This is a genomic window from Paucibacter sediminis, assembly GCF_030254645.1.
GTDB classification, from domain to species: domain Bacteria; phylum Pseudomonadota; class Gammaproteobacteria; order Burkholderiales; family Burkholderiaceae_C; genus Paucibacter_B; species Paucibacter_B sediminis.
Window position 1 is genome coordinate 3,822,235 of sequence record NZ_CP116346.1, and the last position, 13,035, is coordinate 3,835,269.

Here is a 13,035-nt window from a genome sequence, read left to right on the forward strand (position 1 = left end):
AAGCGACAGCCATGGACACCCCGGCGCCCAACCCCTCCATCCCCACCACCGGCCTGATCCTGACCGGCGGCGGTGCCCGCGCGGCCTACCAGGTGGGCGTGCTGGCGGCGATCGCGCAATTGCGCCGCGATGCCGGGGTCACGGCCGCCAACCCGTTTCCGGTGATTGCCGGCACCTCGGCCGGCGCCATCAATGCCGGCACCCTGGCCTGTCAGGCGGACGACTTCGATGGCGCCGTCGATGGGCTGATGCACATCTGGCAGAACATCCATGTGGATCAGGTCTATGCCGCCGATGCCTTTGGCGTGATACGCACCGGCGCGCGCTGGATGACCATGATGAGCCTGGGCTGGGCGGTGGCGCGCTGGCATCGCAGCAAGCCGCGCAGCCTGCTGGACAACGAGCCGCTCGGCCGCCTGCTGCAGCGTTGGGTGCGGCTGGAGCGGCTGGACGACATGCTGGCGCAGGGCCATCTGCGGGCGCTGGCGGTGAGCGGCTCCAGCTACAGCTCGGGCCAGCATGTCACCTTCTACCAGACCCATGCGGCGCTGCAGCCCTGGATGCGCTCGCAGCGCATCGCCACACCCGCCAAGCTGAGCATCGAGCATCTGCTGGCGTCCTCGGCAATTCCCTTCATCTTCCCGGCCCAGTTGCTCGACCTGGAGGGGCAGGCCGAATGGTTTGGCGACGGTTCGATGCGCCAGAGCGCGCCGATCTCGCCGGCCATCCACCTGGGCGCCGAACGCGTGCTGGTGATAGGTGCCGGCCGCATGCATGAGCCGCCCGGGCGGCGCAGCACCCTGGTGGAGGGCCACCCCAGCATGGCGCAGATCGCCGGCCATGCGCTTTCCAACATCTTTTTGGATGCGCTGGCGGTGGACGTGGAGCGCCTGCAACGCATCAACAACACGCTCAGTCTGCTGCCCGCGGCGGCGCGCGAGGCCACGCCGCTGCGGCCGGTCGAGGTGCTGGTGATCGCGCCCAGCCGCCGCATCGATGAACTCGCCGCCGAGCACCAGCACAGCCTGCCGCCGCCGATACGCGCGATGCTGCGCAGCGTGGGCGTGGCCGGCGAGGGCAAGGCCGCCACCGGCTCGGCGCTCACCAGCTATCTGCTGTTCGAGCCCTCGTTCACCGGCGAGCTGATCATGCTGGGCATGTCCGACACCCTGGCCAAGCGTGCCGAGGTGCAGCGCTTCTTCGGCTGGCCGGCGCAGGCGCCCAAGGTCGACCCGCGCTCGATGCGCAAGCGCAGCGCCGGCTTCGCCGAGGCTCAGTCCGCCGCGGTGGCCGAGGCTGCCGAAGCTGCCTGAGCGCCCCAGGCCCGGCCCTGCACGCGCAGGCCCTGGGCCGAGAGCTTGGCGGCCAGCTTGGGGCCGATGCCCGCGACGCGGCGGCGCAGATCCTGCCAGTCCTTGAAGGGGCGCGCCGCCAGCAGGCGCTCGGCCAGCTCCGGGCCGATGCCGGTGAGCGACTCCAGCTCGGCGCGGCTGGCGCTGTTGATCTCCAGCGGGGTCGGGTCTTGCGCCCAGGCAGGCAGTGCCAGCAGGGAGGCCAGCAGTGCCAGACGCCGTCTCATGCCTCAGTCCGCAAACTGGGCCTGCACCATGGCGGCGTAGGCGCCATCGCGCGCCACCAGCTCCGCATGGCTGCCGCTTTCCAGCACGCGGCCCTGCTGCAGCACATGGATGCAATCGGCCGAGCGTATGGTGGAGAGGCGGTGCGCGATCACGATCAGGGTCTTGCGGCCCTGCCAGGCCTCGATGGCCTGCTGCACGGCGCGTTCGCTCTCGGTGTCCAGCGCCGAGGTGGCCTCGTCCAGCACCCAGATCGGCGCGTCCTTGTAGAGCGCGCGCGCGATCGCCAGGCGCTGGCGCTGGCCGCCACTGAGCTTGCTGCCGTTGGCGCCGACGGTGGTGTCCAGCCCCTCGGGCAGGGTCTGCACGAAGTCCCACAGATGGGCGGCGCGCAGCGCCTGCTCCAGCCGGGCCGCATCGCGCGGCTGGGCGTAGGCGATGTTGTCGGCCACCGAGGCGTCGAACAGCACGATGTCCTGCGAAACCACCGCGAACTGGCGGCGCAGGCTGGCGCGCGTGAGCTCGTTGATGGGCGCGCCGTCCAGCAAGACCTGACCCTCGTCGGGCTCGGCAAAACCCAGCAGCAGGTTGACGATGGAACTCTTGCCCGAACCCGAGGCGCCCACCAGGGCGGTGGTCTGGCCGGCGGCGAAGCGCAGGTCCAGGGCTGCCAGGGCGGGCTGTTCGGCGCCGGGGTAGCGCAGCGTCACGGCCTGCAGCGCGATCTCGCCGCGGCATTCGGCCAGCGCGCGGCTGCCGCGGTCGTTCTCGGCCGGGATGTCCAGCAGGCTCAGGCTGCCCTGGGCGGTGATGAGGGCATTGGTGATGGGCTGGGCCAGCTCGCTGAGATGGCGCAGGCGCGAGGTCAGCAGCAGCAGGGCGGCGATGAAGGCGGCGAACTCGCCCACGCCGCTCTGGTTCTGGCGCGCCTGCAGCAGCGCCAGGCTCAGGATGACCGACAGCCCGATGCTGGCGATCAGCTGCGAGACCGGCTGGGTGAGCGCGTTGGCGGCCGCGGTCTTGAGGGTGGCGCGCTGCACCTCGCGGGCGCGCGCGGCGAACTGTTCGCGCTCGTGGTCGGCGGCGTCGAAGCTGCGCACCACGCGCCAGGCGCGCGTCAGGTCGTCGACCTTGTTGACCAGCCGCAACTGCGCGTCGTAGGCCCAGCTGCCCATGCGACGCACGCGCGCGTTGACGCGCTTCACCACCACCGCCATCACCGGGGTGGTGATCATCGACAGCAGCGTCAGCTGCCAGTTCAGCCACAGCAGATAGCCCAGCATGGCCAGCGCCGGCAGGCCGTCGCGCAGCAGCGTGATGAGGGCGCCGCCGAGCTGGGCGACGATCTGCTGCGGGTCGTTCACCACCTTGGTGACGGCGGTGCCCGGCTGCAGGCTGGTGTAGATGCGCGCATCGGCCTTCAGCAAGGCGTTGAGCAGGGCGGCGCGCAGGTCGAACACAGTGCGCGAGACGGTCCAGTTCAGCAGGTACTGGCCCAGAAAGCTGAACAGGCCGCGCGCCGCAAACAGGCCGATCAGCACCACCGGCACCCACCAGACCGAGAAGCTGTTGGCCTTGAAGCCCTCGCCCAGCACGGTCTTGAGCAGCTGCGGTATCAGTGGTTCGGTGCAGGCGGCGCCGATATAGGCCAGGATGGTCAGCACCACGCCCCTGCCATGGGGTTTCAGGTAGACCGCCAGGCGGCGGGCGGTGGCGCTCAGGGGCTCACGGTCGGTGGGAGGCTGACTCATCTCGTTGCAAACGTTGCGAGGGGCCGATTGTCGCCGCTGCGCTGGGCCGAGGCGCCTGCCTATACTGCCCGGCATGTCTGAAAACAACATGGTCGCTGGGAGCCCGGCCGGCGCGCCGCGGCGCGTGCTGCACTTCGTCACCGGCGGTTTTTCCGGGGCCACGCAGGTCGCGCTGGACCTCTGCCTGTCGGCGCAGATGGCCACGCAGATGGGTGCGCAGATGGAGGTGCTGCTGGTGCTGCGCCGCAAGCGCAACACCGATGCGGCGCGGGTGGAGGCGATCCGCGCGCGCGGCCTGCGCGTGGAGGTCGTGCCGGGCTGGTCGCATCTGGCGACGATCTGGGCGCTGTGGCGGCTGTGCCGCGCCTGGCGGCCCGAGCTGCTGGTGGCGCATGGCTTTCCCGAGCACCTGATCGGCCGCTGGGCCGGGCTGCTGGCCGGCGTGCCCAAGCTGGTGCAGGTGGAGCACAACTCGCGCGAGCGCTACACGCGCTGGAAGCTGGCGCAGGCGCGCTGGCTGGCGGCGCGCAGCGCCAAGCTGGTGGCCGTGTCCGAAGGGGTGAAGGCGGTCCTGCTGAAGCTGGGCATGCCGGCGGACAAGACCATGGCCATACCCAATGGCGTGGACCTGCGGCCATTCGCCGAAGGCGCCGGCAAGCCCTTCGAGGAGCGCGTGGCCGGCATCGTGATGTCGGCCCGCTTTGCGCGCCAGAAGGACCATCTGACGCTGATACGCGCGCTCGGCCTGCTGAAGGGCCGCGGCCTGCGCCTGCCGCTGAAGCTGGCGGGGGCGGGCAAGGCCGCCTACCGCCAGCGCGCCGAGGCCGAGGTCAAGCGCCTCGGCCTGGAGGGGCAGGTGCAGTTCCTGGGCCATTACGGCGGCATGCCCGAGCTGCTGATGTCGCACGCTGTCTGCGTGCTGGCCACCCATTACGAGGGCATGCCGCTGGCCCTGGTGGAGGGCATGGCGGCGGGCTGCGCCTGCATTGCCTCCGACGTGGCGGGCGTGAGCGAGGTGTTGGCGCATGAGCGCAGCGGCCTCTTGGTGCCCGAGGGCGATGCCAAGGCGCTGGCCGATGCGCTGGAACGCGTGTTCTGCGAGCCGGGGCTGGGCCAGCGGCTGGCGGCCGCGGCGCGCGAGCGCGCCCTTGCCGAACATGGCGTGGAGCTGATGCGCCTGCGCTACCAGGCCCTGCTCACGACGCTCTGAAATGAAGCCACCAGCGCAGCTGCAGCCAGCGCAGCAGGCGGCCGCGCCGCAGATAGGCTTGCAGCAGTTGTTCGGGCGTGAGCGGCGAGCTGGCGCGCCACTGGCGCGCGAAACGCCGCAGCGCCTCGCTCAGGCCCTCCTGCCCAATTCGCCCGAGCCTGCTGCGCCGCTTGCTGGCACGCAGAAAGGTGCGGGCGCAGAAATGCGCGATCTCGAAGCGGGTGGCCTCGCTCAGCGCGGGCAGTTCGGCGGCATAGCCGTCCAGCGCGCTCATCCATTCGTCCAGCCTGGCGGCGCTCAGGTTCGTCAGCGCGCTGCCGGCACGTTGCCGGTAGGCGATCCAGACCTCGGGCACATGCACGAAGCGGCGCACTTGCAGGGCCAGGCGCGGATAGACCGCGAGGTCTTCGAACACCCGCCCGACCGGGAAGCGCAGGCCCGCGGGCCAGCTGGCGCGGCGCACGATCTTGGACCAGGGGTGCAACTGCCCGGCCTGAAACAAGCCGCTCAGCAGGGCATCGAGGTCCTCGCCCCGCGCCGCCCCGACGAAGCTGGGGATGTGCTGGTAGCGTGGCTTGGCGGGCTTGCTGCTGCCGTCATCGAAGGCACGGAAGTCGCACATCACCAGGTCGGGTGCCTGCGGCTGCTCGAGCAGCGTGCGGAGCCGGGGGATCGCGCCGGCTTCCATCAGGTCGTCGGGATCGACGAACCAGAGGTAGTCGCCGCGCGCGGCGTCCAGCAAGGTGTTGCGCGCGGCGCTGACGCCCTGGTTGCTCGCATGCCTGATCAGGCGCACGCGCGCATCCCCGGCCGCCAGCGTCTCGATCAGCGCGGCCGAGCCATCGGGCGAGGCGTCGTCCACGAAGACCAACTCCACGCCCGCATCGGCCTGGTCGAGGATGGAGGCCGCGCAGGCGAGCAGGTAGGGCTCGACCCGGTAGACCGGCAGCAGGATGCTGAGCCAGGGCGCCGTCATGCGCGCAAGTCCAGCAGGCGGGCGATGGCGCTGCCGCGCAGCCAGCGGCCCTTGGCCAGGCCGCGCTCCAGCACCTGGCGGTCGCCGCCGCGCAGCTTGATCAGGGCGGGCAGGCGGCGCGGGCAGGGCGTGAGCGCCAGGCGGGCGTAGAGATGGCGCTTGCGCCAACGCAGCGCGTCCAGGTAGGCGAAGGCCGAGTCCTCGGCGCGCAGCAGCGCCAAGCGGTAGATCTGGGGGGAGGCCTGGTGAGCGCGGTCCAGCAGGTCCGAGGCGGCCACATGCATGAGCAGGTAGCGCTGGAAGTCGGGGGTCAGGTCTTGCACCACGCGCGCCAGCCGGCCCTGCGCGCGCAACTCGTCCAGATAGGCTTCGGCGCCCAGATCCAGCGCATGGTCGAAGGCCGCGGCCAGGTCGCGCACAAAGGCGCTGCGGGGCACCGCGGCCATGCACCAGTTCTCGACGATGGGCAACTCGGCGCGGCTGCTGTAGCGCTGGATGTAGAAGCCGGCGTACTCGGCCTGGGCGGCCGCCCGCGCCTCATGCAGCCAGGCCAGGTCGCGCGTCAGCAGGGTGGAGGCGTCCAGCCAGATGCCGCCGTGGCGGGCCAGCAATTGCACGCGCAGCCAGTCGGCCTGGCGATAGGGCGGCAGGCTGTCGAAATCCGGCCGCAGCGCGCTGGCGGGGATCCATTGCAGCAGGCTTTGGCGGTCCAGCAGGCGCAACTCGTGGTCGGGCGCGTGGTGCCGCCAGTTGGCCAGGCATTGCTGGATGAAGGCCGGCGCCGGCGCGGGATGCCAGTAGGTCCAGAGGACCTTGGGTATGTCTGCGGCGGCGCGCGGCGCGGCAGCGCCGACCAGCAGCTCGCGAACCTGCGCCGGGGCCTGCGCGCGCAGGATCTGCCAGCACTCGCGCCCCAGCAGCGCCAGCAGCAGCAGGACCGGCAGCCCCAGCCAGATCATTCGCGCCAGTGCTCGGCGATCCAGTGCGCCGGGCGGGCGTGGCGCCAGTTGCCGTTGTTGCGGCCGGCCAGCGCGTCGGGCGGATTCATCACGCCGTGGAAGATCAAGATGCGCGCGTCCTTGGGGATGATGGGGTCGCGCCAGTAGCTGGTCGGCCAGGCCGGGATGCAGTGGTATTTGTAGCTGGCGCACCAGGACGCGTCCCAATACTTCAGCTTGCCCTGCTTGTGCATCTCGTCGGAGAGGTAGGCCTGTTCGTTGCGCACCTGCTTGCGTATCGCCTCGGCCTCGCGGCGGAACTTGGCCAGCACGTCGGCATGGGCGCCCAGCTCGAAGCGGTAGACCGAGCTGTTGCCGGTGATGCGCCAGGGGCGCTTCCAGTCATGGATGATGAGGAACTCGCCCGGCACCTCGAAGAAGGGCGTGATGTCGTCGACGATCACCACGTCCAGGTCCAGGAACAGCGCCGTGCCCTTGAGGCCGTGCAGATCTGCTTCAAAGGTGGTGAGCTTGGTCCAGCCGCGCTCCGGGATGCCGGGCGGCAGCTTGAGCTCGGGGATGGGCAGGCACTGCACCTCGGCGCGAATGCCCTCGCTGCGGTCGGTCAGGCAGACGAACTTGAAGGGCCCGCGCAGATGCCGCGCCACCATCGCATAGAGGCGATTGACGTACTCGGGGCCGTACTTGGTGCCCCATTTCATGCACAGGATGACGCGCTCGGTGGCCTTCTTCTCTTGCATCAAAGTTCTTCCACGTGACGCGGTGGGTAGCTGTCCCAGTTCAGGCAGCCGGGGCATTGCCAGAAATAATGCTGGGCTTCGAAGCCGCAGGCGGCGCAGCGGTAGCGCTGCAACGGCCGGCCGGCGCGCTCGATGGCGCTGCCCAGCAGGGTGGTCTCTTCGTCGCTGAGCTGCGCACCGGACTGCGCCAGCAACTGGCGTGCGGCCGACAGGCTGGGGTCCTGGCGCAGATGCGCCAGCAGGCGCTGGCGCTGCGCACTAGCGGCCGGTTCCAGCTTGGCGATGGCCTGCAGCAGGTGCATGCCGGGATGGCGCTGGTACTGGGCCTGCAGGGTCTGCAGGGCGGCCGGGGCGGCGTCGCAGGCGAGTGCCGCGCTGGCGTAATCGCTGGCCACCAGATTGAAGGCCTCGGGGTTGGCGGCGAGCAGCTCGGCATAGGCGGCCATGGCCTGCTGGGGCTGCTCGCGGCGCATCAGCAATTGCCCGGCCAGCACATGGGCGCGCGCGGCCTGGGGCGCGACCTTGCGGGCCTCGGCCAGCAGGGCCTGCGCCTTGTCGACGTCGCCCTCCTGGTTGCGCGCCTGCGCTTCCAGCGCCAGCTCGCAGAGGTAATGCGCGATGCGCGAGGCAAAGGAGCCCGTGCCCACCTGTTCCAGATGCTTGGCCACCTCGGCGGCCTTGCGCCATTCGCGCGAGCGCTCGTAAAGCGAGAGCAGGGCCAACTCGGCCTCGCTCTCGAAGCTGCTGCCGCGCAGCACCGCAAAAGCCTCCTCGGCGCGGTCGAACAGGCCGGCCTTGTAGAAGTCCTGCGCCAGCGCGTACTGGGCGCGCTCGCGCTCGGCCTTGGGCAGGTCGCCGCGCTGCAGGAGGTGCTGGTGCACGCGCACCGCGCGCTCGTACTCGCCGCGGCGGCGGAACAGATTACCCAGCGCGAAGTGCAGCTCGGAGGTGTCGGGGTCGGCCTGCACCGCCTCGATGAAGGCGTCGATGGCCTTGTCCTGCTGCTCGTTGAGCAGCAGATTCAAGCCCTTGAAGTAGGCCTTGGGCGCGTCGCGCTGCTCGCGCTTCCACTGGCGCGTGTCGAGCTTGGAGGCCAGCCAGCCGAGGCCGAACACCAGCGGCAGGGCAATCAGCAGCCAGCTGAGATCGAAGCCCATGGTCAGAGCCCGTCCCGCACGATCGGGGCGCTGGCGGGGTCAGGTGTTGCCGCGGCGGGCAGATCCAGCGCCACCTGGCGGGCGGCGGCACGGCGGTGGTGCCACCAGGCCGGCACCATGGCCAGCACGCCCAGGGCGCAGCCGAAGCCGAAGGCGATCAGCACGATGATGACGAGGGGCGCGCTCCAGGCGCGGCCGAAGAACCAATGCACCACCACCTCCTGGCTGTTGTTCAGCGCGAAGGCGAAGAGGGCAAAGAAGAGGAAGGCCCGGAAGAGCCAGACGAAGAGGCGCATTGGCGTGGATTCTAGAGGCTCGGCAGGCTGCCGAGGCGGCTCAATCCAGCGTGCGCGGGAGGCTGGCGTCGTCCAGCGGCAACTGCTCGTCCACCGCTTCGCGCAGGGCCTTGCCTGGCTTGAAATGGGGCACCAGCTTCTCGGGGATCAGCACCTGTTCGCCGCTGCGCGGATTGCGGCCCATGCGGGGCGGGCGGCGGTTGATGGAAAAGCTGCCAAAGCCGCGGATCTCGATGCGGTGGCCGCGGGCCAGGGCATCGGACATCGCGTCCAGTATCGTCTTGACGGCGAACTCGGTGTCGCGCTGGGTGAGCTGGCCAAAGCGCTCTGCCAGATGGGCAACGAGGTCGGAACGTGTCATGACGATCGAATTCTTGAGTGGGAGACGAAGGGAAGGAAATCAGGCTCGCCCTCGGATGAGTGGCGAGCCTGATCAGGTCACCTGACAGGGGCAGAGGCTACCAGAGCCGCCGCCCCTGCGGAGCAACGATTAGTTGCCGCCTTGATCCAGCTTGGCACGCAGCAGGGCGCCCAGGCTGGTGGTACCGGCGTTCTCACGCTCGCTGGTAGCCGACAGGCGCTGCATCGCTTCTTGCTGGTCGGCGCTGTCCTTGGCCTTGATCGACAGCTGGATGTTGCGCGTCTTGCGGTCGATGTTGACGATCACCGAGGTGACTTCGTCGCCTTCCTTCAGCACGTTGCGGGCGTCTTCCACGCGGTCGCGGGAGATTTCCGAAGCGCGCAGATAGCCGGTCACGTCGTCAGCCAGTTCGATCTCGGCGCCACGCGCATCGACCGTCTTGACCTTGCCGGTCACCGTCATGCCGCGGTCGTTGACCGAGGTGTAGGTGGTGAACGGGTCGCTGTCCAGCTGCTTGATGCCCAGGGAGATGCGCTCGCGCTCGACGTCCACGGCCAGCACGATGGCTTCGACTTCCTGGCCCTTCTTGAAGTTGCGCACGGCAGCTTCGCCAGTCTCTTGCCACGACAGGTCGGACAGGTGCACCAGACCGTCGATGCCTTGAGCCAGGCCAACGAACACGCCGAAGTCGGTGATCGACTTGACGGGGCCCTTGACGCGGTCGCCGCGCTTGACGTTCTCGGCGAACTCTTCCCAAGGATTGGCCTTGCACTGCTTCATGCCCAGGGAGATGCGACGCTTGTCTTCGTCGATTTCCAGGACCATGACTTCGACTTCGTCGCCCAGGGAGACGATCTTCGAAGGTGCCACGTTCTTGTTGGTCCAGTCCATTTCGGACACGTGCACCAGACCTTCGATGCCGGGTTCGATTTCCACGAACGCGCCGTAGTCAGCAATGTTGGTGACCTTGCCGAACAAACGGGTGTTGGTGGGGTAGCGACGTGCCACGCCGAACCAGGGGTCGTCGCCCAGCTGCTTCAGGCCCAGCGAAACGCGGTTCTTCTCGGCGTCGAACTTCAGGACCTTGGCGGTCAGTTCCTGGCCAACCGTCACCACTTCGCTCGGGTGACGCACGCGGCGCCATGCCATGTCGGTGATGTGCAGCAGGCCGTCGATGCCGCCCAGATCCACGAAGGCACCGTATTCGGTGATGTTCTTGACCACGCCCTGGACGATCGCGCCTTCCGACAGCGTTTCCAGCAGCTTGGCGCGCTCTTCGCCCATCGAAGCTTCGACCACGGCACGGCGCGACAACACGACGTTGTTGCGCTTGCGGTCCAGCTTGATGACCTTGAATTCCATGGTCTTGCCCTCGTAGGGGCTCATGTCCTTCACCGGGCGGGTGTCGAGCAGCGAACCGGGCAGGAAGGCGCGGATGCCGTTCACCAGGACGGTCAGGCCGCCCTTGACCTTGCCGGACACGGTACCGGTCACGAAGTCGCCCGACTCCAGTGCGGTTTCCAGCGACAGCCACGAGGCCAGACGCTTGGCCTTGTCGCGCGACAGGATGGTGTCGCCGTAGCCGTTTTCGATCGCATCGATCGCCACCGACACGAAGTCGCCGACGTTGACTTCAAGCTCACCTTGGTCGTTCTTGAACTCTTCGATGGGCACGTAGGCTTCAGACTTGAGGCCGGCGTTGACCACCACGAAGCTGTGCTCGACACGCACCACTTCGGCGGAGATGACCTCGCCGGCGCGCATGTCGGAGCGCTGCAGCGATTCCTCGAACATGGCTGCAAACGAGTCCATGGCGGGGGTGGCGTTCTGGGTTTGGGACATGGTATTTCCTGAGCCGTCTGGCAAGGCGTTTGCCCGTCGGCAGTTGCAAGCGAACTTGCGGGTTAAGGTTATAGAGTTCGCCGCCCTCGATGAGCAGACGCTCGGAGGGAAGGGCGGCGGGCCCGGATGCTGTGCTGATTCAACGCTGTCTCAGAACGGCCTGCGCTCGGCCCACCAAGCCAGCACCAGATCACGAGATTCTTCGATGGTCTGGGCCGAGTTGTCGAGGCTTTGCGCGTCTTGCGCGGGCTTGAGAGGCGAGGCGCTGCGACCCTTGTCGCGCGCGTCACGTGCCTCAAGATCCGCACGCAAGCCTTCCATGCTAGCCGAAATTCCCTTGGAAATCAACTGCTTATAGCGCCGCTCGGCGCGCGTGGCGGCACTCGCGGTGAGGAAGACCTTGAGCGGCGCATCCGGGAAGACGGTGGAGCCCATGTCGCGGCCGTCGGCCACCAGGCCGGGCACGCGGCGGAAGTCCAGCTGCAGCTGGTTCAGCGCGCTGCGCACCTGGGGATGGGCGGCCACCTGCGAGGCCATCAGGCCGGCGGCCTCGGCGCGCAGGGCGTCGGTGATGTCTTCCTCGCCCAGGGTGACGCGGCCCTTGCGGAAATGCAGGTCCATCGCCGGCACGATGGCGGCCACGGCCGCGCCGTCGTCCAGGTCCAGGCCGGCACGGTGGGCGGCCAGGCCGGTGGCGCGGTACAGCATGCCGGAGTCCAGGATCACGTAGCCGAGCTCATGCGCCACCTCGTCGGCCAGCGTGCCCTTGCCGGAGGCGGTGGGGCCGTCGATGGTCAGCACCGGGATGTCCTCGGGGCGCGCCGTCACCACCTCGAACAGGGTCTCGAAATAGTCCGGGAAGGTCTTGGCCACGCAATGCGGCTCGAGGATGCGCACCGGCACGGCCGAATCGGTGACCAGGCCGTTGAAGGCGGCCAGCGAGAAGCACATGGCGACGCGGTGGTCGTCGTAGGTGTGGATGCTGGCCGGCTTCCAGGCGCGCAAGGGGTGCACGCGCAGCCAGTCCGGGCCTTCCTCCACGCTGGCGCCGAGCTTGCGCAGCTCGGTGGCCATGGCGGCGATGCGGTCGGTCTCCTTGACGCGCCAGCTGGCAATGTTGCGCAGGGTGCTGGGGCCATCGGCGTAGAGCGCCATCACCGCCAGGGTCATGGCGGCATCGGGAATGTGGTTGCAGTCCAGGTCCAGGGCCTTGAGCGGCCAGGCGCCGCGCTTGACCTCCAGGGCATTGGCCTCGGCGCGCACCTCGGCGCCCATCGCCTGGGCGGCCTCGACAAAGCGCACATCGCCCTGCAGCGAGGCACTGCCCACCCCTTCGATGCGGATGGGCGTTTCCGCGGCCGCGATGGCGCCCAGCGCCACGAAGTAGGAGGCCGAGGAGGCGTCGCCCTCCACATGCACCTCGCCGGGCGAGCGATAGCGGCTGCCGGCCGGGATGGTGAAGCGTTGCCAGCCGTCCGCGCGCACCTCGATGCCAAAGCGCTTCAGCAGCTCCAGCGTGATGTGCACATAGGGCTTGGAGATCAGCTCGCCGACCACCTCGATCACCACATCCTGCGTGGCGACCAGGGGCAGCGCCAGCAGCAGGGCGGTGAGGAACTGGCTGGAGACATCGCCGCGCACGCGCACCGGCTCGGCCAGCCTGAGCCGGCTGGGGCCGCTGAGGCGCAGCGGCGGATAGCCTTCGCTGCCCAGGCAGGCGATCTCGCAACCCAGCTCGCGCAGGGCATCGACCAGATCACCGATGGGGCGCTCGTGCATGCGCGCCACGCCGGCCAGCTCGAAGGCGCCGCCCTGCGTGGCTGCCAGCAGGGCCAGTGCCGCGGTGAGCGGGCGCATCGCGGTGCCGGCATTGCCAAGGAAGAGCTGGGCGTCCTTGTTGACCAGGCGGCCACCGATGCCGGTGACCTTGAGCGGGCCACCCGGCACTTGCTCGAGCTGGCAACCCAGCACCTTGAGCGAGGCCAGCATCACCGCGGTGTCGTCGGAATCCAGCAGGTCATGCACCAGGGTCTGGCCCTCGGAGAGGCCGGCCAGCAGCAGCACGCGGTTGGAGATGCTCTTGGAGCCGGGCAGGCGCACGGTGCCGGCGGCTGCGCGCAGGGGCGGCAGGTCGAGGAAGGGGATCTTGAACATGGCGGGGAGAAA

12 protein-coding genes are annotated in these 13,035 nt (G+C 69.1%); 2 read left to right on the forward strand and 10 right to left on the reverse strand.

Going from position 1 to position 13,035, the window contains the following annotated elements; genetic code table 11:
- Positions 1-11 precede the first annotated feature (11 nt).
- Positions 12-1,313: a patatin-like phospholipase family protein gene (locus tag PFX98_RS17715; protein WP_285231813.1), complete on the forward strand. Its 1,302-nt coding sequence runs from the start codon at positions 12-14 to the stop codon at positions 1,311-1,313.
- Here the strand turns inward: PFX98_RS17715 and PFX98_RS17720 are convergent.
- On the reverse strand, positions 1,274-1,579 hold the full coding sequence (locus tag PFX98_RS17720; RefSeq protein WP_285231814.1) for a ComEA family DNA-binding protein: 306 nt from the start codon (positions 1,577-1,579) through the stop codon (positions 1,274-1,276). The two genes, PFX98_RS17715 and PFX98_RS17720, sit on opposite strands and share 40 nt — an antisense overlap.
- Before the next feature lie 3 nt (positions 1,580-1,582).
- Positions 1,583-3,328, reverse strand: a complete 1,746-nt coding sequence (msbA, locus tag PFX98_RS17725; RefSeq protein ID WP_285231815.1) for a lipid A export permease/ATP-binding protein MsbA — start codon at positions 3,326-3,328, stop codon at positions 1,583-1,585.
- Between the two features lie 73 nt (positions 3,329-3,401).
- Between msbA and PFX98_RS17730 the strand changes: the two genes are divergently transcribed.
- On the forward strand, positions 3,402-4,538 hold the full coding sequence (locus tag PFX98_RS17730; RefSeq protein WP_285231816.1) for a glycosyltransferase: 1,137 nt from the start codon (positions 3,402-3,404) through the stop codon (positions 4,536-4,538).
- On the opposite strand, the gene PFX98_RS17735 is transcribed toward PFX98_RS17730, so the two are convergent.
- From PFX98_RS17735 to PFX98_RS17770, 8 genes are all read right to left on the reverse strand, one after another.
- A complete protein-coding gene (locus tag PFX98_RS17735; RefSeq protein WP_285231817.1) occupies positions 4,525-5,514 on the reverse strand; it encodes a glycosyltransferase family 2 protein in 990 nt (329 codons plus the stop codon). The two genes, PFX98_RS17730 and PFX98_RS17735, sit on opposite strands and share 14 nt — an antisense overlap.
- Complete coding sequence (locus PFX98_RS17740; protein WP_285231818.1) at positions 5,511-6,473, reverse strand: glycosyltransferase family 32 protein; 963 nt, start codon at positions 6,471-6,473, stop codon at positions 5,511-5,513. Before PFX98_RS17740 ends, PFX98_RS17735 begins: the two co-directional genes overlap by 4 nt.
- Positions 6,470-7,213, reverse strand: a complete 744-nt coding sequence (locus PFX98_RS17745; protein ID WP_285231819.1) for a glycosyltransferase — start codon at positions 7,211-7,213, stop codon at positions 6,470-6,472. The genes PFX98_RS17740 and PFX98_RS17745 overlap by 4 nt, the downstream gene beginning before the upstream one ends.
- Positions 7,213-8,370: a lipopolysaccharide assembly protein LapB gene (gene lapB, locus PFX98_RS17750; protein WP_285231820.1), complete on the reverse strand. Its 1,158-nt coding sequence runs from the start codon at positions 8,368-8,370 to the stop codon at positions 7,213-7,215. Before lapB ends, PFX98_RS17745 begins: the two co-directional genes overlap by 1 nt.
- A gap of 2 nt (positions 8,371-8,372) precedes the next feature.
- Positions 8,373-8,666, reverse strand: a complete 294-nt coding sequence (locus tag PFX98_RS17755) for a LapA family protein (protein ID WP_285231821.1) — start codon at positions 8,664-8,666, stop codon at positions 8,373-8,375.
- 40 nt (positions 8,667-8,706) lie between these two features.
- Positions 8,707-9,027 carry an integration host factor subunit beta gene (locus PFX98_RS17760; RefSeq protein ID WP_285231822.1) on the reverse strand — a complete coding sequence of 107 codons (321 nt, stop codon included), beginning with the start codon at positions 9,025-9,027 and terminating at the stop codon, positions 8,707-8,709.
- A 129-nt stretch (positions 9,028-9,156) separates the two neighbouring features.
- Positions 9,157-10,869: a 30S ribosomal protein S1 gene (rpsA, locus tag PFX98_RS17765; RefSeq protein ID WP_285231823.1), complete on the reverse strand. Its 1,713-nt coding sequence runs from the start codon at positions 10,867-10,869 to the stop codon at positions 9,157-9,159.
- A 150-nt stretch (positions 10,870-11,019) separates the two neighbouring features.
- Positions 11,020-13,023 carry a bifunctional 3-phosphoshikimate 1-carboxyvinyltransferase/cytidylate kinase gene (locus PFX98_RS17770; RefSeq protein WP_285231824.1) on the reverse strand — a complete coding sequence of 668 codons (2,004 nt, stop codon included), beginning with the start codon at positions 13,021-13,023 and terminating at the stop codon, positions 11,020-11,022.
- Positions 13,024-13,035 lie beyond the last annotated feature (12 nt).

Bases quoted from the DNA above. Each gene is read 5' to 3' on its own strand.
- PFX98_RS17715 (WP_285231813.1), top strand. From the start codon at position 12: ATGGACACCCCGGCGCCCAACCCCTCCATCCCCACCACCGGCCTGATC.
- PFX98_RS17720 (WP_285231814.1), bottom strand. From the start codon at position 1,579: ATGAGACGGCGTCTGGCACTGCTGGCCTCCCTGCTGGCACTGCCTGCC.
- msbA (WP_285231815.1), bottom strand. From the start codon at position 3,328: ATGAGTCAGCCTCCCACCGACCGTGAGCCCCTGAGCGCCACCGCCCGC.
- PFX98_RS17730 (WP_285231816.1), top strand. From the start codon at position 3,402: ATGTCTGAAAACAACATGGTCGCTGGGAGCCCGGCCGGCGCGCCGCGG.
- PFX98_RS17735 (WP_285231817.1), bottom strand. From the start codon at position 5,514: ATGACGGCGCCCTGGCTCAGCATCCTGCTGCCGGTCTACCGGGTCGAG.
- PFX98_RS17740 (WP_285231818.1), bottom strand. From the start codon at position 6,473: ATGATCTGGCTGGGGCTGCCGGTCCTGCTGCTGCTGGCGCTGCTGGGG.
- PFX98_RS17745 (WP_285231819.1), bottom strand. From the start codon at position 7,213: ATGCAAGAGAAGAAGGCCACCGAGCGCGTCATCCTGTGCATGAAATGG.
- lapB (WP_285231820.1), bottom strand. From the start codon at position 8,370: ATGGGCTTCGATCTCAGCTGGCTGCTGATTGCCCTGCCGCTGGTGTTC.
- PFX98_RS17755 (WP_285231821.1), bottom strand. From the start codon at position 8,666: ATGCGCCTCTTCGTCTGGCTCTTCCGGGCCTTCCTCTTCTTTGCCCTC.
- PFX98_RS17760 (WP_285231822.1), bottom strand. From the start codon at position 9,027: ATGACACGTTCCGACCTCGTTGCCCATCTGGCAGAGCGCTTTGGCCAG.
- rpsA (WP_285231823.1), bottom strand. From the start codon at position 10,869: ATGTCCCAAACCCAGAACGCCACCCCCGCCATGGACTCGTTTGCAGCC.
- PFX98_RS17770 (WP_285231824.1), bottom strand. From the start codon at position 13,023: ATGTTCAAGATCCCCTTCCTCGACCTGCCGCCCCTGCGCGCAGCCGCC.